The following is a 25,375-nucleotide window of genomic DNA, read 5'->3' as shown; positions in this document are numbered from 1 at the left end:
GCCTGACGTTGCCGCGGGACACGCCGCTACGCCTAGAAACTATGTCGCATCCCCACAGTAACCGCGACTTGCGTGGAACCCGACGAAGGCGAAAAACCATTCAACATCGCGTGTGCGAGCACTGAATCTGCGGGTGCACCGTGCACGTTCTGATACACGCCTTCCACATAGAAGTCCGTGCGCTTGCTCAATGCGTAGTTGGTCTGGATCATCGCCGTATTCCACCCCGGCGATGATCCGTTGTAAGCACCATGCGTATAGGTATAAGCACCAGAAACGCTCAATGCTGGAGTCAACGTGTACTTCACGTTGGCTTCGTAATTGTCGAACCGTAGCGAACCTTGCAACGTGCCGCTCGATGCATCGGAACTTCCCAGATATGTACCGGTGCCGAATGAAAGCACACCCGTCGATTCGTCGAGCTGCGTGTGGCTCCAGACCAGCCCAAGCGTCAGCGAACCCAACGCGAAATTGCCACCGAGCGACCAGATGCGCTGGCGCTCAGCCAGGAAGTTCGCGCTACCATCATTAGTCGTCACCGCACCAGCGCCCAGGCCCGGATTGTTGAACTGAAGATAGCCGGCCGCCAGACTGAGCGGCCCATGTTCGTAGGCCAGTGCGAAGCCGTAAGCGCGATTCTGCCCGAACCGTCCCGGGGCGTTACCAAACGCATACATCCCCTCCAATGTCGCGCCACGATATGTCTGACTCGTGAATTTGACGGTGTTGTTGACGATCGCGGAATTCGCGGCCAGGTTGTCGTTCTCAAACGGATGCGCAGCAATGCTTCCACCCCATGCATTCCATTCGGCTGTCAGCGGACCCACCAGGTCGTTGACCACGTCGAACTGACGCCCGAACGTCATCGTGCCGAAGGCATCGCTCTGCAAGCCGAGCCACGCCTGCGAGCCGAAGGCGTCGCCAGACAGCGCCTGCGCGCCGTTGTTGAGTACAAAGGCCTGTTCGAGCTTGAACACGGCAGACAGGCCGCCACCAAGATCCTCCGTACCTTTAAGCCCGAATACGGTGTTCTGCGTTGCACTACTGGTCGTCTGCCAGGCGGTATGGCCAAGTTGATTATTCGTGTATGCAATACCTGCGTCGACATATCCGTAGAGCGTGACGCTGGATTGCGCGTGTGCAACCATGGCAAACGGCGCAAGCGAGATCACAACGGCTAATTTTCTTTTCACATCTCTCTCCAAATTATATTTATTAATTAGTTATCCGATTTAATAAAAATACGCGAAAGCAAACGACGCAATCCGGGGAACCCGTTACGCCGTCATCTCACTGGAACGAAATAGATGTCGAATTTGAAAACAGCTTGCCAGGTTTCCGCCGGCGAACAACATCGCTCACTGCCGCGCCTGGCATGTCTGCAGATCGACGGCCGCCCTGGATCGCGCGGCCGTCACACAAGATCAAATTGGACGCGAGGGCATATCGCCTGCGAGAGGAACCTGACTATTCGACTTCTTGAACAACGGATGACGGCGGGCAAGCAAGAAGTAAGTCACGCCGGCGAGCAGCAATCCGGCTTCGAAGCTCAGATCACCCCAGCCCAGATAGTTATGCATCAACGGGCTGACATAGGTTGGCGAATTGGAGAACGCAATACATGCCAGCGTGCCTAACACCAACGCCACCACGCCGGGCCAGAAAATCCCGCCGTCGTACCAGTAGGCGCCACTTCCCCACTTCATCCAGTCCTCCGTGCGATATCGGCCATTGCGCATGAAGTAGTCGATTACGACGATCGCGGCCCACGGGGCGGTCCAGAACACCATATAGTTCAAGAATACCTGGTACATATCGAAGAACTGGCCGTAGAACACCGTCACCACCCGAAATCCCAGCGTAAAGAGCGCGATGATGGTGAGCGAAGTCACGCGATTGATCGGAATGCGTAGCGCCAGCAGACCAAGGCCGGCGGTATAGCCATTCGGCACGTTGGCCGCGATTCCGCCAAGAATAATGGCGAACAGCAACGGCACGATAAACCACGTCGGCAGGAAGCGGCCAAGCTGGCTCACAGGATCATCACCCAGCGTGCCACCCAGCGCCGTGGCGAACAGCACGCCAATGACCTCGCAAAATACCAGCGCAACGAACTGACCGCCCCCCGCTGCGAGCGCGATTTTTTTCCAGCTCGTCTCGGCCGGAAAATAGCGGCTATAGTCCGACGCGAAATTCGCCCAGCCAATCGGGTATGAGAAGACGATACCCAGCGCGATCAACCACGTGCTGAACGAACCGCCGCCATGATTGATGGCGCTCGCCGCCGCGAAGCTGGTGTGCGGCAGCACGAACGCCGCGAGTCCGCCAAACAGGATTGCCAGCGCAAGTGCGATCCACTTCTCCGCTGCGATGATGGTCGCGTGGCCGAAAATCGCGAGCAGGATTTCCGCCGCAAGAATGATGGCCAGCGAAACCCACACCACCGCATGGCTTTGAAAGCCGCCCATTTTGAGCAGCGTTTCGAGCGCCTGGGTTGCCACCACCGAATTGATGGAGAACCAGCTCAGTGCGGAAACCAGACTCACTGCCTTGGGTAGAAACGAGCCGAGCTGCCCGAAAGAACTGCGCGAAGTCATGATGCCGGACGTGCCTGTGCGCGGTCCCATAATCGTCGTGAGACCGAGTACGAAGCAACCGAACAGATTGCCGAGCAGAATTGCGCCCAACGCCTGCCACAGGGACAACCCTTGCGAGAGCGCGAGCGCCCCCGTTACCACAACAACGTAATTGGTATTTGCGCCAATCCACATCTTGAACAACTCGGCGGGCGTGCCGTGACGGTCGCGCAACGGAATCGGATCGATGCCATGCTGCTCTACGCTCCACGCCTTATCGGCCGCCACCGCGCCGTGCGGCGCGTTCTGCTTGTCATTCGCCATATCGCTCTCCGGTTATCGGGCCGCCTTTTCGCGGGCGTCGAATGCCTCACCCATCGCGCTCGTAATGCCCGCCACGCAGACTTCGTGCAGCAACGCGCCCTTTTCCGCCGAAGCCGCCGCCGCGGAGGATAGACAACCCGAAGCGGGCGTCCATTCTGGAATCGGCGGAAAGACGTCATACGGTGCAAACGTCGCGGCGGCGTGTTGCGGCACGCAAGACATATCGACGAGATGCGGATGCAGATGCAGCATCAACGATGTCTCCAGCACGCCGCCATGTTCGACCGCCCAGCCGGGAAAGCCTTCCGGATAGATCTTCGCGATGGTCTCCTCGGTCACGAAGTCCCAGTACGACAACATCACGACCTGGAAGTCGTGAATGCCTTCCCAGCGCAGTTCACGCAGTGCGAGATCCACACCCTCGACCGCGAACATCGAGTTTTCGAAATGCCCGTTCACAAGACAAAGTTTGCGCGCGCCGTGACGCGCAAACTCCTTAAGCACGTCCTTGACCGTGAGCGACAGCGTGTTTCCATCGAGACTCGTGGTGCCGCAAAGATGATTACCGCCGCCGCTCTTTTGCTGCGACTTGTAGCCGTAGGCGATGGCAGGCGCCACCATTGCGCCGATCCTGCGCGCGACGGCTTCCGAAATCGCCGTGGGCAGCAGCACGTCCGGGTTCATCGACATATGCGGACCGTGCTGTTCGAGCGCGCCGATCGGAATCAGGATAATCTGCGCCTCTTCTTTCACGCGCCGCGAGTATTCAGGCCACGCTAGCTCGCCAATGCTTACCTTCGCTTCCATCTGCCCATCTCCTTGTCGTAATCGTCGTTGGTTTTCGTCAAAGCGGGCCCTTCGTCGCAGTTGCGCTCAGTCGTCGGCCAGCGGTCTGCGAGAGGTCTCCGCGCTCGCCAGCATGGCAACGAGAGCAACGCCCGCCGCACCCACCAGATACCATGCCGGCGCGAGTTTGTTGCCGGTTGCGCCAATGAGCCAGGTCGCAACGAGCGGCGCCGTGCCGCCGAACAGCGCGTTGGCAGCGTTAAAGCAGAAGGCAAAGCCGCTGTAGCGCACCCGCGTAGGAAAGATTTCAGCCAGAAAGCACGGCAACGTCCCGTCGTTGAGCGTGAGTAGCGCGCCGAAAGCAATCTGGATCAGCACGATTGTTGCGAAGCCCGATCCCGGTAACGCCTTGAAAAGCGGCACCGTGAGCAGCGCGAACAGCACCGACGCGGCAATCAGCATGGTCTTGCGGCCCACGCGATCTGACAACGCCCCCATCAGGAAGATCAGGCCAATGTAAGCGGCCAGCGAGATCGTCGCCGCCACGAACGATTCGGTTTCGCCCATGCCCAGTTCGGTCGAGAGATACGTCGGCATGTAGCTGAGGACCAGATAGAACGCCACGGCATTCAGGCACGTCACGCCAAACGCAATGAGCATCCTCCCACGATAGCGGGTCAGGAGTTCCGCCGCCGGAGCCTTCGCAACATGCTGTGCGCCTTCTAGCGCCTTGAACTTCGGCGTGTCTTCCAGACGCAGGCGGATGTAGCGTCCGACCAGCCCGAAGGGCGCAGCCAGCAAAAACGGCAGGCGCCAGCCGAAGTCGTGCAGCTGCTGCGTGCTCAGCACCGCGTGCATGACGGCGACGAACACCGATCCGAACAATAAGCCCGCCGCCGTGCTGGCCGGCACGATACTCGTGTAGACCCCGCGCTTGCCCTGGGGCGCGTATTCGGCGAGAAACGCCGATGCGCCAGCATATTCGCCAGATGCCGAAAACCCCTGCACCACCCGCACCAACAACAGCAGTACCGGCGCAAGCATGCCAACCTGCGCGTAGGTGGGCAAAAATGCGATCAGGAAAGTCGAGCACGACATGATCAGGATCGACAGCGACAGTGCCGCGCGACGGCCATGCTTGTCGCCAAAATGCCCCCAGATCACGCCGCCGAGCGGCCGCACGATAAACGAAATCGCGAACACGCCATAGGCCGCCAGTAACCCGCTGGCCGCATCGGTCTTCGGGAAAAAAATCACCGCGATAACGGTGGCGAGATAGCCATAAGAAGCGTAATCGAACCACTCGACGAAATTGCCAATGAAGCTCGCCATTGCTGCGCGTTTGAGCAATCCGGCGGCGTCCGCTCGCGAGTGCGTTGCGTCTTCTACCTGCCGCCATTCACCGGCCGTCGTCATGCCGCCCGGCACTCCTTTTCTGGTACTCATGCGATTCTCCAAAGGTGCTGCTGGTTCACGCTGACGTCATCGAAATTCCGCGGGTTCAAGCGAATGGTAGAAGTTGCAGCCCGCGGAAAATTTCAGTTTCCGACATGCGACTTTCTCGATTCGACATCGAGGGTAAACACCTTCAACGCGCATTTCGCGCGCAATAGCGCCTGCATCGCCAGTGGGCATGGACGCAAAAAAAGCGCACCGACAAAGGGCGCGCCACGCTGCTGAACCGTGCACAGGAAAAGCGTCAGGAATGGGGATTAAGCGCAGGTGTGGGCCGTCAAACGCCGGTCGCATGCGCATGCGCGCGAACTAGACGTGCGGCGAGAGAGGACGCTGTGCCGCTGCAAACAGCGCACCCGCAAGCAGGACCGCTGCAGAATAGCCAAGCCCGCGCGTGAGGCTGGTGGTGTCGGAGACCCAGCCAATTGCAATCGGCCCCGCGATCTGGCCGAGTGCGAACACGATGGTGAACGCGCTGATGCCGCGCGTCCATTCGTCGGAGGGAAGATTGTGGCGCACAAATGCCGTCGTGGAGGCGACTGCCGAAAGAAAGGTCGCGCCAAAGATAATGCCGGACACCGCTGCCGCCAAAGGATGCGCCATCACGGCGGGCATCGTCGTGGCGAGCGCAAGCAGCGCGTTGAAGGTCGCGAGCGCCATGCCGCCGCGCGCGCGATCGAGAAAGCCGGACCACAGGCGCGCCGACCCGATCGTTGCGACACCGAGCGCGAGATAGAACACGCACACGACACGCTGGCTCAAGCCTTCCTCGCGCAACAACGCCACGATGAAGGTCATATAGCCGATATAGCCCACGCCGAATAGCCCGTACCCCGCGAGCGCAAGACCGATGCGACGCCACGCCGTAGCATGTCCGGGCCCGGTAGAACGCGGGCGCATCATGGCCACACAGGCCGCCTCGATACGCCGGGCCGCGCCGCGCGCGATCAACGCGCAAACGGCACATGCCGCTGCCAGGGCGAGCCACGCAGGTTGCCAGCCATGCGGCGCGGCGCTCGCGACGGCGGGCACGAGCAGCGACGACACCACAATGCCGTAACCGGTCCCGCCGTAGTAAAGCCCGAGAATCAGTCCGCCCTGACGCGGCGCGGCCGTTGCCAGCCGCGCAGCCAGCAGGCCGCCGCTCACGAACACCAGCGCGCTGCCGACACCCGCCACAAGACGTTGCGTCAGCAGCACGGGCGTATTGGAGACGAGTCCGCACAACGCCATCAGGACGATCGTGACATACGCCCCCGTCGCAAAGAGCGCAGACGGCGTATAGCGTCGGGCCAACAAAGGAAAGATTGCCGCGCCGATCAGATAGCCAACGGCGTTTGCCGTATTCATCGCGCCGGCCTGGGCGAAACTCCAGCCAAGATCGGCCTTCATCGCGGGCAACAATAACGCATACGAAAAGCGCACAAAGCCGAGCGCAATCGCGCTGCCTAGTGACAAACGCACAGCAAGAGACAAGGCGCGAATCGGCCCGTCGTCGGCAGACGGCTGGGCCGGAGCAACAGGACCGGCTCGGTCGACAGAATCGACGCTCCGTCTTTTTGTATTCGCCTCCATGCCTCGCGCAGTCTCCCTGTTATATTCGCGCCGTCAGCCGCGGCGCGTACCAGCTCCCGTTGCCAGCCGCCACAATCGCGATACTGCCAGAAAAGCGCTCATCGTTGGCGACTAGCACAACACCACGCGCACCGCGTCAGTTCGCGCGAACCATGGCTGCTCGCGCAAACGGGCAGCAAAGCGGCACGCGGCGATCATCGGGATCACGGTGTGCGAACTGGACGGTCCAATACCGATCTTGAACAGATCGAAAGCACTCACGTTCATCGCGACCTCACAAATCCCGGTAGACCGGATAACGGGCGCACAAACGCCCGACCTCTTCGAGCACGCGTGCCTGCACCTGCGAGTCGTCCGGATGGTCAAGCACGTCGCAGATCAAACTCGCAGTGGCTGCTGCGTCGTCGCAATCGAAACCGCGTGTGGTGATCGCCGGCGTGCCGATGCGGATTCCGCTCGTGACGAATGGCGATTGCGGATCGTTCGGCACCGCGTTCTTGTTCACGGTGATATGCACGCGATCGAGCGCCGCATCGGCGTCCTTGCCTGTCATGCCCTTTGCAACCAGGCTGACGAGAAACAGATGATCGTCGGTGCCGCCGGACACGATCTCATAGCCGCGCATTTTGAACACTTCAACCATCGCGCGTGCGTTGGCGAGCGTGCGCTCCTGATAGGCCTTGAATTCCGGACTTTGAGCCTCTCTGAACGCAACCGCCTTCGCCGCGATCACATGCATCAGCGGGCCACCCTGTGTGCCAGGAAATACCGCTGCGTTGAGTTTCTTTTCGATGTCCTCATTGGCACGCGCCAGAATCAGGCCGCCGCGAGGACCGCGCAGCGTCTTGTGCGTCGTGGTCGTGACGACGTCCGCGAAGGGTACGGGGTTCGGATACAGCCCCGCTGCCACCAGCCCGGCAACGTGCGCCATATCGACGAACAACCATGCGCCAACCTGATCGGAAATCGCACGAAAGCGCGCGAAATCCAGTACCCGCGAATACGCCGAAAAACCCGCCACGATCATACGCGGCCTATGTTCAAGCGCAAGGCGCTCGACTTCTTCATAGTCGATCAGGCCGCTTTGCGCATCCACGCCGTACTGCACGGCCTGAAAAATCTTGCCGGAGAAAGACACCTTCGCGCCGTGCGTCAGATGGCCGCCATGCGCAAGGCTCATGCCGAGAATCGTGTCGCCGGGCGAAAGCAACGCCAGATAGACAGCCGCGTTCGCCTGCGAGCCGCTATGCGGCTGCACGTTCGCATAATCGGCGCCGAACAGCGCCCTGGCGCGTGCGATGGCCAGCCGCTCGACCGTATCGACGTGCTCACAGCCGCCGTAATAGCGCTTGCCGGGATAGCCCTCGGCATACTTGTTGGTCAACACCGAACCTTGCGCTTCGAGCACGCGCGGACTCGCGTAGTTTTCCGAAGCAATCAGCTCGATATGCGCTTCCTGTCGTGCGCGTTCCTGGCGCATGGCATCGGCGAGATCCGCATCGAATCCGGCAATGGTTTGTTCTCTGGAAAACACAGTAGCGTCTCCTGCCACAGCGAATGAGACCCGCGGCGCACGCCGCGGGACTGCGTTATCCGGATCAGCCCTTGATGATGTTGTGTTCGGGGCCGAACGGGAATGCGGTGATGTTGGTTGCGCCGCTCTGGCCGACGACGAGAATGTCGTGCTCGCGATAGCCGCCTGCGCCGGGCTGGCCTTCCGGCAGCATGATCATCGGTTCCATCGAAACGACCATGTTCGGCTCCAGAATCGTGTCGATATCTTCACGCAGTTCGAGCCCCGCCTCGCGGCCGTAGTAGTGCGACAACACGCCGAACGAGTGGCCATAGCCAAACGTGCGGTACTGAAGCAGCCCATATTCCGCGTAAATCTTGTTGAGTTCGAGCGCGATATCTCCGCAGCGCATGCCCGGCTTGATGAGTTTGAGCCCGGCCTCGTGCACTTCGACGTTCACCTTCCACAGACGCAGATGCTCGTCCGGGCAATGATCGAAGAACATCGTGCGTTCCAGCGCCGTGTAGTAACCGGCAATCATCGAGAAGCAGTTCAGGCTGAGAATGTCGCCCTTTTGCACCTTGCGCGTCGTGACCGGATTGTGCGCGCCGTCGGTATTGATGCCGGACTGAAACCACGTCCACGTGTCCATCAATTCCGAATCGGGAAAGCGGCGAGCGATTTCCCGCACCATGGCCTGGGTCGAGGCAAGCGCCACTTCGTGCTCGGGAACGCCTTCGCGAACGGCGGCCGCCAGCGCCGCGCCGCCGATATCGCACACATTCGCACCATGCTTGATCAGCGCGATCTCTTCGTCGGACTTGATCATGCGCATGCGCATCGTTTGTGCGCCGATATCGACGAACTCCACCGAAGGAAGTGCCGCCTTGAGTTTCGAAAGCACTTCGATGGGCACGTGATCGAACTCGATACCCACGCGTCCCTTGTTGTCGATCTCCGCCTGCACCGCACGGAAGTAGTTATCACGCTGCCAGTCCGTATAGACGACGTTGTAGTCGCCAACGGTACGGCGCCACGGCTGGCCGCCGTCGATATTGGCCGAAATCGACACGACCTTCGACGGCGTGACCACGAGACCGTACTTTCTGCCAAACGAGCAATAGAGAAAATCTGCGTAGTAATTGATGTTGTGATACGACGTGAAGAGCACCGCGTCGATGTTTTCGCGTGCCATCAGCTCGCGCAATTTGTGCTGACGTGCCGCGTATTCCGCGTCGGAGAAGGTGTGCTTAACCTTCTCGCCGTTTTCGATTCGAATCAGGTTTTCCATCTTCATCAGCTCGCTCCTGGTTGAAAAAAACAGGGTGGGTGTGAGCAAATGGTAAAAGTTCGACGTTTTTGAGAATTTTAGAAATGGACAGCGTATTCTCTGATTTGGCCAAATCGGGTTAACCATGAATCTGTTCAGAATTCGACTCGCAGGATCGCGCGATGTGCCCGGCGCTGGGACACTGAATCAGTGAATAGGGACTTTGCCGAAGCGAAGCGGCGGTTGATGTCGCGCTTACAGCGCGTTTTGATAGCGACGCCGATCGGCCATCGGCGTGATCTGGAAATGGGCCTTATATCGCGTGGAAAAGTGCGTGGTAGAAACAAAGCCGGTGCGCACACATACTTCTTCGAGCGGGGTCGCCGTTCGATAGAGCAACTGGCGCGCGCGCAGAAGGCGGATCTCAAGATACGCTTCGGCGGGCGATTTGCCTAACCGTTCGAGAAACCAGCGCTGGAGTTGTCGCTGTGAAACGCGCAGATGAGACGCGATTTCCGGCACGGAAAGCGGCTCCTCGACATTGCTCTCCATGATCTGCAACGCCTCGTCCAGCTTGGCATGATCCGCGCCGATGTACTGCCGCAACGAAGTCTGCTGACGATAGTCGCGGCTGCGCGGTTCGGCGAGCAGTAGTTCAAGCACGCGGGCCGCCAGTGCCTGACTGCCCGGCGGACTGGCCAGCAAATGCACGATCAGGTCGAGCGGCGCCACGCCGCCGCTGCACGTATAGCGGTTCCGGTCTATTTCGAACAGTCGCGTGGACACAGTGAGCCTGGGAAACTGCTCGGTGAGCACATCCTGATCTTCCCAATGAATCGTGCACCGATAACCGTTCAGCAATCCAGCGCGCGCCAGAAAATAGCTGCCGGTATCGAGTCCGCCAAGCGCCGCGCCCTCGCCTGCCTGGCGGCGCAGCCAGTCCACGACCGCGCCAATGCCCCGGCGCGGAATGGGATTCGGCCCGACAACGAACACCACGTCAAAGCGTTCCGTGTCGGCCATCGCGACATCAGGAACCACGCGAATACCATCGCTCGAACACACAACCTCGCTACCCGGCCCAATCAGCTTGTAGTCGTACACGCGCCGACCGACCACCATATTGGCGATCCGTAACGGGTCGATGGCCGCGCTCAGCGCGATCAGGGAGAAATTATCGAGCAGCAAAAAGCCGTAGCGCGTGACGCGCAGATCATGCAGACCGTCGCGCGAATTCGACGCCTGGAGCGGTTTTGGCGAAAGCATGGGTACGGAAATCCTGCTGCAAGCGAAGGCATGGCCGATGGGTTATCGCATCATATCGTCGCCGCCTGGGCGAGGCAATTCGCATTGCCCGACCAGGCGCGCCGCTCACCGGCCATCGACGCTGTGCGCCCAACCGCTCTAGCAGTCCGCCTAGATCGCCTGCTGGGCCACGGAACGCGGAGCATGATCCGAACGCCGCGACGGCAGCACCAGCCACACAATGATCGCACCAAGCACATCGAACAACGCCAGACACACGAACAAGGGGTTGTACCCGATCGTGGTCGCAACTGCGCCGATGATCAAGGAAAACGTCAGGCTGCCAAGCCATGCCGCCGTCCCTGTCAGACCGTTTGCAGTGGCGACCTCATTTTTACCGAACACATCCGAGGCGAGCGTAATCAGCGCACCGCTTAGCGCCTGGTGAGCGAAGCCGCCGATGCAAAACAGAAGCACCGCCGTATGTGCATCGGCAGCGAGCCCGATGCAGGCGGGACCGAACATCAGCAACGCACCCGTGGTCACCACAAGTTTGCGCGAAGATACCACCGACACGCCAAACCAGCGCATGAAGAGCGGCGACAGATAACCGCCGACGATGCTGCCCAGATCCGCCGCAAGAAACGGCAGCCACGCGAACATCGCAATCTCTTTCAGGCTCATATGCCGGACCGTCGAGAGATACAGAGGAATCCAGAAGTTGAACGTTGCCCACGCAGGATCGGCAAGGAAGCGAGGAATGGCGATACCCCAGAATTGGCGCGAAGCCAGGATCGATTTCCACGACGCCTTGTCAAGCCGCGTATTATCCTGCCCTTGTTCGATGTACTGACGTTCCTGCGGTGCCAGACGTGCGTGTTGGCGTGGACTGCGATACGCCAGCAACCACACCGAAACCCACACGACGCTCAGGCCGCCCGTCACGACGAAAGCGACCTGCCATGTCGTGTGAAGGATGCACCAGACGACCAGCGGCGGCGCAATCATCGCGCCAATTGCCGTACCGGCATTGAACCAGCCGGTTGCGACTGAACGCTCCTTGTCGGGAAACCATTCCGACACCGTCTTCAAGCCCGCGGGAATCACCGCTGCTTCGGTCAAGCCGAGCAAACCGCGGAAGATGGCGAGTGACAGCCACCCCGATGCGAAGCCGTGCAGCATGTTGGCCAGCGCCCAACCGAGCGCGAAAATCGCGAAGCCGATCTTCGTGCCCAGCATATCCAGCACATAGCCGGCCATCGGCTGCATGATGGTGTAGGCGCCCTGGAACGCCGCGACGACGTACGAATATTGCCGCGTGGAGATATCCAGTTCTTTTGTCAACGTCGGCATGGCGACCGAAAGCGAACTGCGGGAGAGGTAATTCAACGCCACCCCGCACATCACTAATGCGATGATCCACCACCGCAAACCCCTGATGTATTTTCTTTGCATGAAACTGTCTCCTGTTGATTTGTTCCGCGCAGGCCTAGCGCGCGATCGTTCCCGCCAGCGTGAGATTGCGCGATGAATTCCCCACATAGACCGAATACGAGCCTGCGGGAACCGTCCATTGCTGCGCGTTGGTGTCCCAGACGCCTAGCGGATGATTCATCGCCGCTGGATCGATGGTGAGGTTGACGGTCTGGGAAGCGCCAGGGGCGAGCGTCACTTTCTGGAAGCCGACGAGACGCTTCGGCGGCTCTCCGGCGGACGACGGCAGCGCGATATAGACCTGAGCGACCTCCGCTCCCGCCACGCGGCCCGTATTGGTCACCACGACATTTACGATGTAAGTGCCGCCCGATCCCGACGTCACGCTCGCGCCTGTCAGTTTGAACGTGGCATAGGAAAGCCCGTACCCAAACGGAAAGGCAGGCGCTTTAGCCATCGCGTCATACCAGCGATAGCCGATATTCAAACCCTCGGTATAAGTTACGGTTGGCTTGCCGTCGACCGATACGCCGGGATACTGGTATGGCGTGATCGCATCCATAAAGCCCTCGCCCGCCAGAGGGAAGGTCACGGGCAGTTTCCCCGACGGATTGGTCACGCCGAACAGCAGATCGCCAACAATGTGCCCATCCTCTTCGCCCGGAAACCATGCTTCGAGAATTGCGCCGGGCGCCGATGCAGCACCGCTCATCAGGGCTGCGTCGAATGGTTCGGCTGCGCTGTCCTTGAGAACGAGCACGGTGTTGCTGTTGGCGGCGACGACGCTCTTGATCATCGAAAGCGTATTGCTATTCTTCGCGATATTGCTCGTCGTAATCAGGCTCGATTTCGGGGAATACCAGTCGAGCGTGTTGAGGAATTTGCCGGTATCGAGCGTGAGACCCGTTGAGTCCGCGAATGTGGCCTGATCCGCGCCTTCCTCCGACATCGACCCGGCCATGACGATGACCGCATCCGCGCTGGCGGCCGCAGTGGTGACATCGCTGAATTTCGCCGCGACGCCGTCGATGGTGGCAGTTGAATTGGCGTCATCGACCAGCGCAAGATGGACCTGCGCCGACGTATTGCCGAAACTCGTCAGCACGTCCTTGATACCCTGCACCGGCGTCACCGTGTAGAGCGCCGCGACGTCCGAACTACCGCCGCCCGAACCCATTGGATTGCCCACGGAACTGCCGCCTGCAACGGCCTGCTGTGCATAGACCTGGGTTGTCTTGCCGATCACCAGCACGTTGTGCACATTCCGGCCAAGCGGCAATACACCATTGTTCTGCAGCAGCACCGCCGCCTGTTCGCCGATCTGCCTTGCCGCCGATCCGCCCGCATTCGCATCAATGCTCTTTTGTACGAGTGGCCGGTCGAAAATGCCCGCGCGGAACATCTGCGTATATCGACGCTCAAGCGCCTGATCGATATTCGAGGTCTGGATTTGCCCGGCAGCGACAGCTGCGTCAAGATTCGCCGGCGACCAGTTCACCGGTGTCGGCATCTCGTTGTCCATGCCTGCCAGAAGCGTCGGCGCGACGCTGTGGGCCGCGAAGAAGTCCGATTGGACGTAGCCGGTGAATCCCCATTGGCCACGCAATATGTCATTCAGGATGTGCTGGTTCTCGCACATCGAAGCGCCGTTCACAGAGTTATACGAACACATCATCGCGCCGACGCCGCCCGATCTCGCGGCCATTTCGAATGGCAACAAATAGAGTTCATGCAACGTGCGATCGTCCACATTCTCCTGAATCGTCATGCGGTTCGTTTCCTGCTCATTGGCCACGAGATGCTTCGCCATCGCGATCATGCCGTGTGCCTGTACCGCCTGCAGTTCCGCGATGCCCATCGTGCCAGTCAGGTAAGGGTCTTCGCCCATGTATTCGAAATTGCGTCCGCCAACGGGAAGACGCGCGAGATTCAGTCCGGGCGCCTCGAAAACGTGCAAGGCGAGATTACTGCCTTCCGTACCGACGACATTACCGAACTGCGTTGCAACCGCCGGATCGAACGACGCTGCAACTGCGATCGCCGAAGGCAACGCCGTCGCTTTGGCCGAACTGGAATCGGAATACACCGCGTTGCCGCTGGCCGAAGGCGACACGCAATCGTTCTGCCCGATCCCGACAGGACCGTTGGTCACGCGCAAGGTCGGAATGCCGTATTTCGACAAACCTGTGACATGGCGCCCGCCGAAGCATTGGGGAAGTTCGGGAACGATGCCGGGATTCGCGCCTGCCAGTTGCTCCTTCTTGTCGGCGAGCGTCATCGCGGGAACGAGTTTCGCCGCTCGCTCGACAGCGGTCAGAGCGGTATCCATCCAGGGCATGGCAGACGCCGCGGTCTGACCGGCTGAGCTGTTCGCGTTTGTTCCGCCGCAGGCGGCCAGCAGGAACAACACGCTCGCGGCAACGGCGGTCTGCCGGGCAACACATCTTGCATGCATTTCTCTCTCTCCGGATATTATTTGTTGTGGACGCAACGTTTTTTTCGCGGAATTTCGCCTTGTTGCGTAGCTTCAATTGTCAGAAACGGTGGATGATGCCGGCCCCTACGGCGACCATGCTGCGCGATGAGGAAGGTGACGTCTGGAAACCATCGCCAATCGTGGCAGTTGCGTCGATGATGTGAGCGCCGCTCGAGCTGGGCGCGAGCGTCTGGCCGTTGGCGCGCTGATACGCCTGAAGCGCATACAGGCCAGTACGCTTGGAGAGCGCGTAATACTCGGAGAGATTGACTTGCTGATATTGAGCGCTGCTGGCGATGCCGTTGGCTTTCGTCGCGCGCGTGTAGCTATAGCCGGTTGCGAAGTCCCACGCCGCGGCGGGCTTCCAGTGCAACACGATGCCACCGGTGTTGAAGATAGCGGCATCACGAAACGCCGATCCACTGCCGGGCAAATACTGCACGTTTGAGTACGTCGCCGAAATATCGAATTGACTGTTGAACGTATAACCGAATCCCACAGCAAAGCGCTGTTGCGCCCTGGCCGTTTGATAGCCGTTTGTCACGGCCGAAACACCGGCTTGAGCACCCGCGCTGGACGTGGTCGAATCGGCGCCGAAGGCACCGCCATTCACAGTCGAATTATTGATGCGCGAGAAACCCACCGCCACCCCTACCGGACCCATTGCATATTGGACGGCGGTCGACCACGTCGAGCCCTGATTGACGCTGCCGGGCACTCCGGCAAACGAATAGGAACCACTGAAAGTAAAGCCATGGATCTTCGGCGACATATACAACAGCGTATTGTTTGCCCGATAGATGGTGTCCAGCCCATCCAGATCGCCTGGGTGCGCGCCATAAAAGCCGGTTAGCCAGTTGGTCGGACTATAAGGCGCCAGCAACTGGTAATAGGAGGCGTATTGCCGCCCTGCCGTAAGCGAACCATAGACAGGGTTGGTTACGCCCACGAAGGCCTGCCGGTTGAACATGAGCCCGTTGGTGGACTGCGCGCCGGTCGCGCTATTGAAGCCCTCTTCAAGCTGAAAGATGGCCCGGGTATTGCCGCCCAGATCCTCGCCGCCTTTCAGCCCGAAGCGGCTGCCTGCCCAGACGCCGTTGACCATCTTGACCGCAGAATGGCCACCCGAGACAGAGCCCAGCGTGGTTTGACTCGATTGATAGCCTATGCCGGTATCGACGATACCGTACAGCGTCACACTGCTTTGCGCGAACGCAGGCGTGATTCCCGTCATCGCCATGCCAATCACGATGGCTTTCAGCCGGGATGTTTCTGTGTGCATTCTCCGATCTCCTGTTGTTATTCGTAGGTCATGTTCTGGAAAACGTTTTCCTAAATCTAAACAGTTCTTCCCACGGTGCCTAGTAGGTAATTACGCGAACGCGCGAGCCGCGATCGGCCTTAAAGCCCGCAGATCGGGGCGTCAAACGTTTCCGGAGGCTTTAAGGGAATTGCCCCGCCAGGAACGCGCGTGTCGGGCAAGAACAACAGGAGGCACGCAAAAAAGCGCACAGAGTGTCGTCGTCGCCATCAGGCGAGGAGAACCGTCAAACCAGGGAAAGAGGAAGTAATGCGGAATTCAGGCGCAACGCGCAGTCGAATCGCGGACGACGAGGCGCGGCTCCAGGGTCACATGTGCATCACCCGCGCGCCCGTCGAGCACGTCGATGATCTTTTGCATCGCAAGCTCACCCATTTTCTCGCCTTGCGTGTCGATGGTGGTCAAACGCGGCTCAACATACTCGCCGTAGGGGACATTGTCGATGCCAGCCACGGAAACGTCTTGCGGCAGACGAAAGCCCAATGACTTCGCCTCTTTCATGAAGCCAAGCGCGAGCAGGTCGTTGTAGCAGATAACTGCCTGCGGGCGCTTCGGTCCAAGCAGGATGCGCGAGCAGGCAAGCTCGCCCGCCAGCGCGGTTGGCTCCCTGGTGTCGAACACATCAAGCGTGAGGCCGGCTTCGGCAAGCGCGTCGCGCGCGCCGCCGATACGCTCTTCGTCGATAGTCGCGCCGCCAAAGCCGAGATAGGCGATATGACGATGCCCGAGATTCAGCAGATGCCGCGCGAGCATATAGGTGGCGAGCCGGTTATCGAAACCAATGTTGGGTATCGCGAGGCCTTGCACGCGCCTGAGCAGGACAACCGGCTTGTCCAGTTCGTGCATCCACGTCGCCGCATCTTCGGAAGCGCGCGAGCTGATGATGAGCCCGTCCACGCGGGGCGCGAGAGCCTGGATCAGTGAGCGTTCGCGCGCGGGATTTTCCTCTGTATCCACCAGCAGCAAGGTGTAATCGTGCGCTAGCGCAACGCGATTCGCGCCTTTGACTACGTTCGTGAAATGCGGATTCGCAATGTCGAGAATGACCACGCCAATTGTCCGTGTGCGCCCCGTAATCATCGAGCGCGCCAGCGGATTGGAACGGTAGCCAAGTTCGTCGATTGCGCCTTTCAGACGCGCCTCGACCGCTGGCGAAAAGCGCTGTGTGCCGTTGACGTATTTCGATACCGTTGCGACCGAGACGCCTGCCAGCGCCGCAACATCGCGAATCGTAATCGTAGGAGAGCCGCTTTTCATGACAAGTAAGGAATGGACGGGCCGACGGCGGGAATTGTCGCAGAAAAAGCCGGCTGCCGGACTCTCTCAATAGCACCCGCTTCCCGATTGACGCTGGGCCGTCCAATCGCTATATTAGGTAAACGTTTTCCTTAGATAACAGGCGCTTTCCATGTCTCAACATCCACTTCCCCGCAAGCCATTCGGCCGCCTCCTTATCACGGGTGCGGGCGGCAATCTGGGACACCAATTGCGCAGCCATGTCGCGAATTGGGCCGACATCGTGCGGATTAGCGACGTGGTTGCGCTACGCGAGGTCGCTGCGCATGAAGAGGCCCGCGAACTCGATCTGTCGAATCGCGAAGCTGTCATGCAGCTGGTGGAGGGAGTTGACGCGATCGTGCATCTGGGCGGCATCTCTGTTGATGCGCCGTTCGACGATCTGCTGGATGCAAATATTCGAGGGACCTATAACCTGTATGAAGCGGCGCGCAAACACGACGTAAAACGCATCGTATTCGCCAGCAGCAATCACGTGACCGGTTTTCATCCCGTCACGGAGGTGCTCGACGCAGATGCCCTGCTCCGCCCGGACAGCCTGTATGGCGTCACAAAATGTTTTGGCGAGTCTTTGTCGCGATACTATTTCGACCGTTTTGGCATCGAGACAGTGTGCCTGCGCATTGGCTCATCGTTCGCGGAGCCCAAAAATCCGCGCATGCTCAAAACATTCCTAAGCTATCGGGACTTCGTCGAACTCGTACGCTGCTCGCTATTCACGGAGCGAGTCGGTCACGCAATCGCCTATGGCGTTTCGGACAACCCAGTCACGTGGTGGAGCAACCACAAGACTAACTTCCTGGGCTATCGTCCGCGCGATACATCAATAGCCTTTGCCGACCGGTTTCCCGTTAGCCGCCCCGAGTTCAAACACGACGATCCATCGCTGTTGTTTCAAGGGGGAACGTTCGTGCTGGGCGAGCCGATGGAAAGTGCCGACCGGTAATTTCTGAACCTGGTTAGTGGTGGAGTCCTGATATTCCTGAACGCAGTGCTGCTGACGCGGTTCGGGGTGCCTGGTCACGGGCTCTCCCGCAAGCGCGACTTGACTGAGATCCGGGTGGTTGATAGGATGGATCCACTTTCAAAACGCCCTCCCGGTTCGCCGGGAGGGCGTTTCGTTTTGGTTCCCCTAGTCACGATGGAACCCTGGAATGAAAGTACCCGCTCAAAACCGCCCCGGATCTAAAGAGATCCTGGGATATGCGCAGTATGGCAATGGCCCCGTCCGTGTGCTGGTCATGCATGACTGGCTAGGCGACCACTCCAGCTACGATGCAGTCACGCCCTGGCTTGATGGCCACGCGTTCACGTATGTCTTTGTCGATTTGCGTGGCTACGGGCAGTCCATTGAATTGGCCGGTGAATACACAGTAGAAGAGATCGCCGCCGATTGCCTCACGCTCGCGGACCACCTCGGTTGGGAACATTTCCACGTAGTGGGTCACTCGATGACCGGGATGATCACTCAACGCATCGCTGCAGACGCTCCGTCTCGCATCACGAGCGCGATCGCCATATGTCCCGTTTCGGCTGCTGGTAATCGGCTGAGTCCGGATGCCCGCGCTTTCTTTGAAAGCACGATAGAAAGCGATGAGGCACTAATGCGTCTGTTCAAATACGTCGCCGGCGGCCTTTCCGATGCGTGGGCGGATCGCAAGGTGCGACAAAGCCGCGACACAGTCGCCTTGGCCTGCCGGGTGAGATACCTTGAAATGCTGACTACGGCCGACTTCGTCGATGATATCCGGGGGCTTGAAACGCCCTTTTTGGTGATTGTCGGTAATAAGGATCCCGGACTCGATCCGGAAGCAATGAAGCGAACCTTTCTCGCGTGGCATCCAAACGCGGAACTACACGTCATCCCCAACTGCGGTCACTACCCAATGCAGGAGTGCCCGCCTTATTTCGCAACCACTATCGAGGGCTTCCTGAAACGCAAACTCCCTTGAGCTGATCGCTGAAGAAAAACTGAAAGCGGACATTTTTGAGCGCGGGCTCGGATTGTCCGCTTCGGGACGCAAGACGACCGTCCACTTTGCGATCGATCGCCGCATCATTGATGTGCGATTGGCCTAATCAGCCAAAGCCAGACGCATCCGTTCGATCGCGGCAGCAACCAAACCAGCGGCATCATCGATGTTGTCGGTGACCTGCGCGACACCGTCGAGACGACCATCAATCAGCAACGTGGCCAGGCCATGTACGTAGGCCCAGCCCGCCGTCATCTCGACCGCCCGCGCAGTGTCGATGCTCGCTCCGGCACTCGTCGGCGCACTCTCTCGACCGATCGTGCCGGCAAGTGCGCGAATCGACATCCGCCTTGCAAGGCCGAGCGCCTCATTCGACTGGTCGAGCAACTCGTTGCGAGACATCAGCCTGAAGAGATCTGGCTGCTCCACGGCGAAGCTGATATAGCCCCGCGCAATCGCCTTGCGACGTTCCAGCTCGTTCCCGATCCCTTCGGCCTGCCTGGCCATCGATGCCGCGAGTCGATGGTGCCCGATCGCTGCAAGCTCACTCAGCACGCCGGCCGTGTCGTTGAAATGGCGTTGAGGCGCCGTGTGTGACACGCCCACCTCCCGGGAAATCGCCCGCAGCGTTAAACCGCGCAGACCGTCCCGGCGCAAAACCAGTTCAGCCGCTTCAAGCAGCGCCTCGCGCAAGGCGCCGTGATGGTATGGCCGCGCCAGTGCTGCCTCGTCAGTACCGGCGGGTGACTGCATCTGTTCCCCCGGCTCTCGCCGCAATTTGCGATTTGTTGTTCGCGCTTCATTCATTCGGACGATCTTTCTTTTAAGTGTTTCCAGTGCAAACACATGTTGACGCTTCGGAGGAACAAAGTCAAAATGTTTCCACTGGACACATATCACGGATGGGCAGGAGGCAACATGGACGTGCAGGTGCTGTCACCTTATCGGGCGAATCTCGCGCCGATCGATTTCGAAACGAAGATCGAATCGCTCCCGGTACACGGCGTGATGCCTGCTGGACTCCAGGGCGCACTGGTACGCAACGGTCCCAACCCGCTCCACGCTGATCCCGCTAAGCATTGGTTCGCCGGTCACGGCATGGTGCATCGCCTGACTATTGCGGATGGCCGCGTGAGCTACGCGAACCGCTGGATACGCACCCAGCGCTGGATCGACGAGCGCACGGGTAGCGCTCCAAGTGCTGCATCCAGTCGCGATGGTTTGAGCCGCATGACGTCTCATCCAGGGCTCGACGACGGCGTGGCGAACACAAATGTGCTGGCTCACGCCGGGCATCTGCTTGCGCTGGAAGAACTGCATCTGCCGATCGAACTCGATGGCCACACGCTCGGCACGCGCGGTACATGGAACGCAGGCGGCGCGCTCACCGGCGCGTTCACAGCACATCCGAAGCTCGACCCGCGTACCGGGGAGTTGATCTTCTTCGGCTACGGTGGCCCGGATGGGCTTGGTGCGCAGATGAGCGCAGGCAGTCTCGACGTGCATGGACGCCTCGCGCATATATCGCGATTTAAGGCGCCGTACGCAAGCATGGTCCACGACTTTGCAGTGACGCCGGACTACCTGCTGTTCCCGGTGTTCCCGCTGACCGCAAGCGCAGCACGCGCGCAGGCAGGTCTCCCCGCTTATGCATGGGAGCCGTCATTTGGTGCATTTGTTGGCGTCCTGCGGCGCGAAGACATGGGAAAGACGGATGCCGACGTGAAATGGCTGCGCGCGCCCACGTGCTTTGCCTTCCACGTCATGAACGCCTGGGAAGAGAACGGGCTCGTGTACATCGACGTCATGCAGTCGGATACGCCATCGGGTTTCACGTGGCCCGACGGTCAGCCCGTCGGACGCACATCGGGGACGCGCCTTTGCCGTTGGACGATCGACCCGGCACGAAGCGACGCGCGCGTCGCGAGCGAAGCACTGAGCGATCTGACGGGTGAGTTTCCGCGCATTGACGATCGCATGATGGGGCAGCGTTATCGCCACGGCTGGATTGCCGCGCATGGTGACGAGGACGGCGCTTTGTTTTCGCGAATCGCGCATATCGACCATGAGCATCCGTCATGCACGGACATTTACGCCCTGCCCGAGGAAGACGCGACTTCCGAACCCGTCTTCGTGCCGCGTACGGCTGACGCGCCAGAAGGCGATGGCTGGATTCTCGCGATTGTCTATCGCGGGCAGTCCGAGCGTAGCGACCTGCTCGTCCTCGATGCAATGCGTGTTTCCGCCGGGCCGATTGCAATAGCGAAACTGCCGCATCGCATTCCGAACGGCTTTCACGGCAACTGGATCGATGCGCGCGACATTGCGCTTATTCAGGTTACCTAACTTTTTATTCGCTGGAGTTTTTCAATGGACATGCTGTTGGCGTTTTCCCCTTTTATCGCGTTTGTGGTGATCGAGCGCACCGTCGGCGTATCAGCGGGTCTGGCAGCGGGCGCACTCGTTGCAGCCGTGTTGCTGGCGCGCGATTTTATGTCGAGCGGACGGCGTGTGAAGATTCTTGAAATTGGCACGTTTCTGCTGTTCGGCGCACTGACGCTGTACTCGATCGCGTACGGTGCATCCTGGTCCGTGGCAGCGGTGAGACTGCGCGTCGATGCAGGGCTTTTTCTGATCGTGCTGGCGTCGATCGCTTTGCGTCAGCCGTTCACGCTCCAGTACGCACGCGAGAAAGTCGCGCCCGACCTTTGGGCTTCGCCTGACTTTGTTCGCGTGAACTATGCGATAACCTTTGCCTGGGCGCTAGCGTTTGCCGTGATGGTGGCAGCAGACCTGCTGATGACTTACGTGTCGTCGGTGCCGCATTCAGTGGGCATCTTCATCACCGTGATTGCACTGTATGGTGCGATGAAGTTCACGGGCTGGTATCCGCAACAGCAGCGTGCAGGCCAGCAGGCGTAATCCGCGTATTGGAATGGCTCAGAAGCGGTCAGAGGCTGTGGGTCGCCTCGCTGTCAGTGTACCGGTCGTTGTCCGATTTTCGCGTTGCCGAGCGCGCATCCGGTTCACGACAATGAATGGATAAAAAATGAAGAGGATCATGGATTTCTACGGGCTGTCCGCGCTAATCGTCGCGCTTGGATCCGTGTTGCTATTGGCACACGCGGCTCCTGCCGCGGCCCAGGAAGGGTTCGAAGACAGGACCGACGGATACAACCAGTGCGTGATGTGGGCGGTACGAAACACGCGCAGCCTCACAGCCGTGAGAATGATGCAGCACGCCTGCCAGAAGGTCTGGTCTGAGGGATCGATGATGCGTGATTCAGACAAGGAAGCCTATGTCTGCCTGCTGCAAGAGCTTCGCGGCGTGGACAACGACTACGCTGCGCAGCTTGTGTATGCGTCCTGCACCAACCAGCGATAGACGGGGAAAGACATGAAACGCGAAGGCGTGACCTACGAAATCCACCACATTGGCATTCCGACCAGCGAAATCCGACCCGGTGAACGCTACGCCGCGTCAGTCGATATGTACACGACTGACGATCTTACTGGGCCGCTGCCTATCCAGTGGCATCGATTCGGCCCGAACTGCAAGCTGGCCGAGCCGATGCGAAGCGAGCCCCATGTCGCCTACAAGGTCGACAACCTTGAGGCCGCAATCGCAGGCCATGTGGTCATCCTTGGCCCTTACGAGCCATTGGATGATTTCCGCGTTGCCGTCATCGACAACGGCGGCATGCCGATTGAACTCATCGAAACCAATCTGACGAACGCAGAGATCTGGAACCGTGCGGGCGATGGTGCAAAGTCGCAGCTCTACCGCTGACGAAGTCCATGAGTGAGCGTGAGCCTCGGCTCATGAACTTTCCGCGCTACAGCGGGAGGCATGCGCCACGCGCTTGTCGCGCTGATCGGTTTTCTCGATCCCGAACTGGACAGAAAGCTTGAGCAGTACGAGAGTCTGCCAAACCTCACAGCCGTGCGGGACCATCTGGTGTGGGATGGCTTCCCTCGGCCGCTGGCGACAACACCATACGTGTTCGCTAGCCCGGCACGGGGAAGCGCCGCCGCGCTACCTTTCCACTTATTGCAGACGCGTCTTCAAAGCCGTCGCCATCTGCTGCATGGCGGCGCGCGTCGGAGCGTCGGTGGCGAGCACGTTGAGCAGGCCGAAATCGTGGATCGTGCCTTTGTACTGCGTGGTCGTCACGTCGTTGCCCGCCTGGTCGAGCCGGTGTCCATACGCTTCGCCTTCGTCGCGCAGCACGTCGAATTGCGCCGTCTGGATCAGCGCGGGCGGCAAGCCCTTCAACTCGTCGAGCGTGGCGCGCAGCGGCGATGCGTAGCGCTGGTTGCGCTCGCCTGCGTCGGTCGCGTCGGTGATATAGGCGTTCCAGAACCACTTCATCATGTCACGGCTCAGGAAGTAGCCGTTTTCGAAAGCGTCATACGAAGCGTTGTCGAATGCGTGGTCCGTCACCGGCCACATGAGGCCCTGGAAGCGGATCGCCGGGCCTTGACGGTCCTTCGCCATCTGGCTGACGACCGCCGCCATGTTGCCGCCGACGCTGTTGCCAACCACCGCCAGCCGCGCGCCATCGACGCCGATTTCCGCGCCATGTGCCGCGACCCACTTCGTTGCGGCGTAAGCCTGATTGATCGCGACCGGATAGCGCGCTTCGGGCGAAGGCGTGTATTCGACGAACACGGCCGCCGCGCCTGACTGCACCACGAGGTCACGCACGAGGCGCTCATGCGTCGGGTAATCGCCGAGAATCCAGCCGCCGCCGTGGAAGAACATGAACACGGGCAGCACGCCGCGCGCATTCTGCGGCTTGACGACGACGAGCGGCACGCTCAGACCGTCCTGCTCGATCGTGCGGCGCGTGACGTCGATGCCCGACACGTCCACTTCCACGCTGCGCTGCGCGCCTGCCAGGACTTCGCGCGCCTCGGCAGGCGTGAGCGTTTCGATCGCCGGGCCCGTGCCGCTGTTGAGTGCGGCGAGGAAAGCGACGGTTGCGGTGTCGGGCGTGTTCGGGGTGGCTTGCGTGTTCATCGTGATTCTCCTTTCCGGTGGTTGAGTGGCTGTCGACCTGATGGCGTGCAGCCGATGGAGAGGAGAATACGGATCCGACTCGATTTGCGAAATAGAAGTGTTTGCAATCTATCATTGCACAAATGCAATGATAGAGCGTCCTTTTATTGCTTCGGCCATCGCCATGCGGGATCGGAAAGATGCTCGGCGAAGTAATCGGAAAGCGCCGCTACCTTCGCCGGCCGCGCACGCGCTGATGGCGTGACGAAGTAAAGACCGCCCTTCGTCAGCGACCAGTCCGTAAGGATCGCTTCGAGGCGACCATCGGCCAGATACTCGCCCGCGATGAATTCGGGCAGCTCGGCAATCGCCAGGCCATCGAGCAGAGTGGGCAACAGCGCATCGGAGTTTGTGACGCGTAGCGGGCCGGTCGGCATCACCGGTTCTTCTTCGCCCGCATCGTTCGTGAAGCGCCAGGCGTCGCTACGCGCGCGATACGCATACGTGAGACAAGGCCGATCCATCAGTTCACGCGGATGCTGGGGCCGCCCTTCGCGCGCCAGGTATTCGGGCGACGCCACCACGAACTGCGTGACCGCGCACAACCGGCGCGCCACCAGCGACGAATCCGGCAACGCGGCAATACGCAGCGCGGCGTCGAAGCCATCGGCGACCAGATCGACCGACGCATCCGATAGATGCAGGTCGATCGACACCTCCGGATACATGCGGAAGAACCCCGGCAGCAGCGGCGCGACCCAGCGCAAGCCGAACGACATCGGCACCGCCAGGCGCACCAGGCCGCGCGGCTGCACCGACATTTCGCGCGCGGCGCTTTCCGCTTCCTCGGCCTGCCGGTAGATCTCGCCGGCCTTCTCGCAGATCGTGCGGCCGAACTCGGTCAGCGCGAGTTGGCGCGACGTGCGGTTGAAAAGGCGCGCGCCCAGCCGGTCCTCCAGCCGCGCCACGCCGCGCGAGACCGTCGCCACCGACACGCCCATCACGCGCGCCGCCGCCGCGAACGATCCCTCCTCCGCGACCTTCGCAAACATCGCCAGTCCTTCGAAATCAGGCAGCTTAGCCATTTCCCCTCATCTTTTCATTTATGCAACGCTGGATTGCAATCAAT

At 60.1% G+C, this 25,375-nt stretch carries 21 protein-coding genes and 1 pseudogene; 6 read left to right on the top strand and 16 right to left on the bottom strand.

What is annotated here, in order from left to right; genetic code table 11:
* Positions 1–32 precede the first annotated feature (32 nt).
* From F3J17_RS02230 to F3J17_RS02170, 13 genes and pseudogenes are all read right to left on the bottom strand, one after another.
* Positions 33–1,172, bottom strand: a complete 1,140-nt coding sequence (locus tag F3J17_RS02230; RefSeq protein WP_345891116.1) for a porin — start codon at positions 1,170–1,172, stop codon at positions 33–35.
* Positions 1,173–1,424: 252 nt separating this feature from the next.
* Complete coding sequence (locus F3J17_RS02225; RefSeq protein WP_167053346.1) at positions 1,425–2,900, bottom strand: cytosine permease; 1,476 nt, start codon at positions 2,898–2,900, stop codon at positions 1,425–1,427.
* Positions 2,901–2,912: 12 nt separating this feature from the next.
* Positions 2,913–3,707 carry a creatininase gene (locus F3J17_RS02220; protein WP_167053345.1) on the bottom strand — a complete coding sequence of 265 codons (795 nt, stop codon included), beginning with the start codon at positions 3,705–3,707 and terminating at the stop codon, positions 2,913–2,915.
* 66 nt (positions 3,708–3,773) lie between these two features.
* Positions 3,774–5,132 (bottom strand): MFS transporter, encoded by a 1,359-nt coding sequence (locus F3J17_RS02215; RefSeq protein WP_205194586.1) that lies wholly within the window; start codon positions 5,130–5,132, stop codon positions 3,774–3,776.
* Positions 5,133–5,450: 318 nt separating this feature from the next.
* Positions 5,451–6,617, bottom strand: a complete 1,167-nt coding sequence (locus tag F3J17_RS02210; RefSeq protein ID WP_240160720.1) for a YbfB/YjiJ family MFS transporter — start codon at positions 6,615–6,617, stop codon at positions 5,451–5,453.
* A 216-nt stretch (positions 6,618–6,833) separates the two neighbouring features.
* Positions 6,834–6,983 (bottom strand): annotated as a pseudogene (locus tag F3J17_RS02205) (serine dehydratase beta chain); the annotation flags it as partial.
* Between the two features lie 7 nt (positions 6,984–6,990).
* Positions 6,991–8,250 carry a serine hydroxymethyltransferase gene (glyA, locus tag F3J17_RS02200; protein WP_167053341.1) on the bottom strand — a complete coding sequence of 420 codons (1,260 nt, stop codon included), beginning with the start codon at positions 8,248–8,250 and terminating at the stop codon, positions 6,991–6,993.
* A gap of 64 nt (positions 8,251–8,314) precedes the next feature.
* A complete protein-coding gene (locus F3J17_RS02195) occupies positions 8,315–9,526 on the bottom strand; it encodes a M24 family metallopeptidase (protein WP_167053339.1) in 1,212 nt (403 codons plus the stop codon).
* 228 nt (positions 9,527–9,754) lie between these two features.
* On the bottom strand, positions 9,755–10,765 hold the full coding sequence (locus F3J17_RS02190; RefSeq protein WP_167053337.1) for a GlxA family transcriptional regulator: 1,011 nt from the start codon (positions 10,763–10,765) through the stop codon (positions 9,755–9,757).
* 150 nt (positions 10,766–10,915) lie between these two features.
* Positions 10,916–12,199 carry an MFS transporter gene (locus F3J17_RS02185; protein WP_167054430.1) on the bottom strand — a complete coding sequence of 428 codons (1,284 nt, stop codon included), beginning with the start codon at positions 12,197–12,199 and terminating at the stop codon, positions 10,916–10,918.
* A gap of 34 nt (positions 12,200–12,233) precedes the next feature.
* On the bottom strand, positions 12,234–14,669 hold the full coding sequence (locus tag F3J17_RS02180) for a glycoside hydrolase family 3 C-terminal domain-containing protein (RefSeq protein ID WP_240160719.1): 2,436 nt from the start codon (positions 14,667–14,669) through the stop codon (positions 12,234–12,236).
* Between the two features lie 43 nt (positions 14,670–14,712).
* The gene (locus tag F3J17_RS02175) at positions 14,713–15,936 is read right to left on the bottom strand and encodes a porin (protein WP_167053334.1); all 1,224 of its coding nucleotides are present in this window, start codon (positions 15,934–15,936) and stop codon (positions 14,713–14,715) included.
* Positions 15,937–16,233: 297 nt separating this feature from the next.
* Positions 16,234–17,232 (bottom strand): LacI family DNA-binding transcriptional regulator, encoded by a 999-nt coding sequence (locus tag F3J17_RS02170; protein WP_167053332.1) that lies wholly within the window; start codon positions 17,230–17,232, stop codon positions 16,234–16,236.
* Positions 17,233–17,383: 151 nt separating this feature from the next.
* On the opposite strand from F3J17_RS02170, the gene F3J17_RS02165 reads away from it, so the two are divergent.
* Positions 17,384–18,217, top strand: a complete 834-nt coding sequence (locus F3J17_RS02165) for an NAD(P)-dependent oxidoreductase (protein ID WP_167053330.1) — start codon at positions 17,384–17,386, stop codon at positions 18,215–18,217.
* A gap of 208 nt (positions 18,218–18,425) precedes the next feature.
* Positions 18,426–19,223, top strand: a complete 798-nt coding sequence (locus F3J17_RS02160; protein ID WP_167053328.1) for an alpha/beta hydrolase — start codon at positions 18,426–18,428, stop codon at positions 19,221–19,223.
* A 123-nt stretch (positions 19,224–19,346) separates the two neighbouring features.
* Here F3J17_RS02160 and F3J17_RS02155 read toward each other — a convergent pair whose 3' ends face one another.
* Positions 19,347–20,090: a TetR/AcrR family transcriptional regulator gene (locus F3J17_RS02155; protein WP_345891115.1), complete on the bottom strand. Its 744-nt coding sequence runs from the start codon at positions 20,088–20,090 to the stop codon at positions 19,347–19,349.
* A gap of 72 nt (positions 20,091–20,162) precedes the next feature.
* Between F3J17_RS02155 and F3J17_RS02150 the strand changes: the two genes are divergently transcribed.
* From F3J17_RS02150 to F3J17_RS02135, 4 genes are all read left to right on the top strand, one after another.
* Positions 20,163–21,590, top strand: a complete 1,428-nt coding sequence (locus tag F3J17_RS02150) for a carotenoid oxygenase family protein (protein ID WP_167053326.1) — start codon at positions 20,163–20,165, stop codon at positions 21,588–21,590.
* Between the two features lie 24 nt (positions 21,591–21,614).
* Positions 21,615–22,166, top strand: a complete 552-nt coding sequence (locus tag F3J17_RS02145) for a hypothetical protein (protein ID WP_167053324.1) — start codon at positions 21,615–21,617, stop codon at positions 22,164–22,166.
* Between the two features lie 127 nt (positions 22,167–22,293).
* The gene (locus tag F3J17_RS02140; RefSeq protein ID WP_167053322.1) at positions 22,294–22,629 is read left to right on the top strand and encodes a VF_A0006 family four-cysteine protein; all 336 of its coding nucleotides are present in this window, start codon (positions 22,294–22,296) and stop codon (positions 22,627–22,629) included.
* Positions 22,630–22,641: 12 nt separating this feature from the next.
* Positions 22,642–23,034 carry a hypothetical protein gene (locus F3J17_RS02135; RefSeq protein ID WP_167053319.1) on the top strand — a complete coding sequence of 131 codons (393 nt, stop codon included), beginning with the start codon at positions 22,642–22,644 and terminating at the stop codon, positions 23,032–23,034.
* 258 nt (positions 23,035–23,292) lie between these two features.
* On the opposite strand, the gene F3J17_RS02130 is transcribed toward F3J17_RS02135, so the two are convergent.
* Together F3J17_RS02130 and F3J17_RS02125 are read right to left on the bottom strand one after the other, a co-directional pair.
* Positions 23,293–24,267, bottom strand: a complete 975-nt coding sequence (locus F3J17_RS02130) for an alpha/beta hydrolase (RefSeq protein WP_167053317.1) — start codon at positions 24,265–24,267, stop codon at positions 23,293–23,295.
* Positions 24,268–24,410: 143 nt separating this feature from the next.
* The gene (locus F3J17_RS02125) at positions 24,411–25,331 is read right to left on the bottom strand and encodes a LysR family transcriptional regulator (protein WP_167053315.1); all 921 of its coding nucleotides are present in this window, start codon (positions 25,329–25,331) and stop codon (positions 24,411–24,413) included.
* Positions 25,332–25,375 lie beyond the last annotated feature (44 nt).

It is taken from the genome of Burkholderia sp. Ax-1719 (assembly GCF_011753055.1).
GTDB lineage: Bacteria > Pseudomonadota > Gammaproteobacteria > Burkholderiales > Burkholderiaceae > Paraburkholderia.
Note: the sequence above shows the minus strand (reverse complement) of the source record. Positions and strands in the feature narration are given on the sequence as shown.

What these genes read in the sequence shown, in the direction of transcription:
- F3J17_RS02150 (WP_167053326.1), top strand. Translation starts at nt 20,163, where the DNA reads ATGGACGTGCAGGTGCTGTCACCTTATCGGGCGAATCTCGCGCCGATC.
- F3J17_RS02185 (WP_167054430.1), bottom strand. Translation starts at nt 12,199, where the DNA reads ATGCAAAGAAAATACATCAGGGGTTTGCGGTGGTGGATCATCGCATTA.
- F3J17_RS02125 (WP_167053315.1), bottom strand. Translation starts at nt 25,331, where the DNA reads ATGGCTAAGCTGCCTGATTTCGAAGGACTGGCGATGTTTGCGAAGGTC.
- F3J17_RS02135 (WP_167053319.1), top strand. Translation starts at nt 22,642, where the DNA reads ATGAAACGCGAAGGCGTGACCTACGAAATCCACCACATTGGCATTCCG.
- F3J17_RS02215 (WP_205194586.1), bottom strand. Translation starts at nt 5,132, where the DNA reads ATGAGTACCAGAAAAGGAGTGCCGGGCGGCATGACGACGGCCGGTGAA.
- F3J17_RS02170 (WP_167053332.1), bottom strand. Translation starts at nt 17,232, where the DNA reads ATGAAAAGCGGCTCTCCTACGATTACGATTCGCGATGTTGCGGCGCTG.
- F3J17_RS02165 (WP_167053330.1), top strand. Translation starts at nt 17,384, where the DNA reads ATGTCTCAACATCCACTTCCCCGCAAGCCATTCGGCCGCCTCCTTATC.
- F3J17_RS02175 (WP_167053334.1), bottom strand. Translation starts at nt 15,936, where the DNA reads ATGCACACAGAAACATCCCGGCTGAAAGCCATCGTGATTGGCATGGCG.
- F3J17_RS02225 (WP_167053346.1), bottom strand. Translation starts at nt 2,900, where the DNA reads ATGGCGAATGACAAGCAGAACGCGCCGCACGGCGCGGTGGCGGCCGAT.
- F3J17_RS02220 (WP_167053345.1), bottom strand. Translation starts at nt 3,707, where the DNA reads ATGGAAGCGAAGGTAAGCATTGGCGAGCTAGCGTGGCCTGAATACTCG.
- F3J17_RS02190 (WP_167053337.1), bottom strand. Translation starts at nt 10,765, where the DNA reads ATGCTTTCGCCAAAACCGCTCCAGGCGTCGAATTCGCGCGACGGTCTG.
- F3J17_RS02130 (WP_167053317.1), bottom strand. Translation starts at nt 24,267, where the DNA reads ATGAACACGCAAGCCACCCCGAACACGCCCGACACCGCAACCGTCGCT.
- F3J17_RS02195 (WP_167053339.1), bottom strand. Translation starts at nt 9,526, where the DNA reads ATGAAGATGGAAAACCTGATTCGAATCGAAAACGGCGAGAAGGTTAAG.
- F3J17_RS02160 (WP_167053328.1), top strand. Translation starts at nt 18,426, where the DNA reads ATGAAAGTACCCGCTCAAAACCGCCCCGGATCTAAAGAGATCCTGGGA.
- F3J17_RS02140 (WP_167053322.1), top strand. Translation starts at nt 22,294, where the DNA reads ATGAAGAGGATCATGGATTTCTACGGGCTGTCCGCGCTAATCGTCGCG.
- F3J17_RS02145 (WP_167053324.1), top strand. Translation starts at nt 21,615, where the DNA reads ATGGACATGCTGTTGGCGTTTTCCCCTTTTATCGCGTTTGTGGTGATC.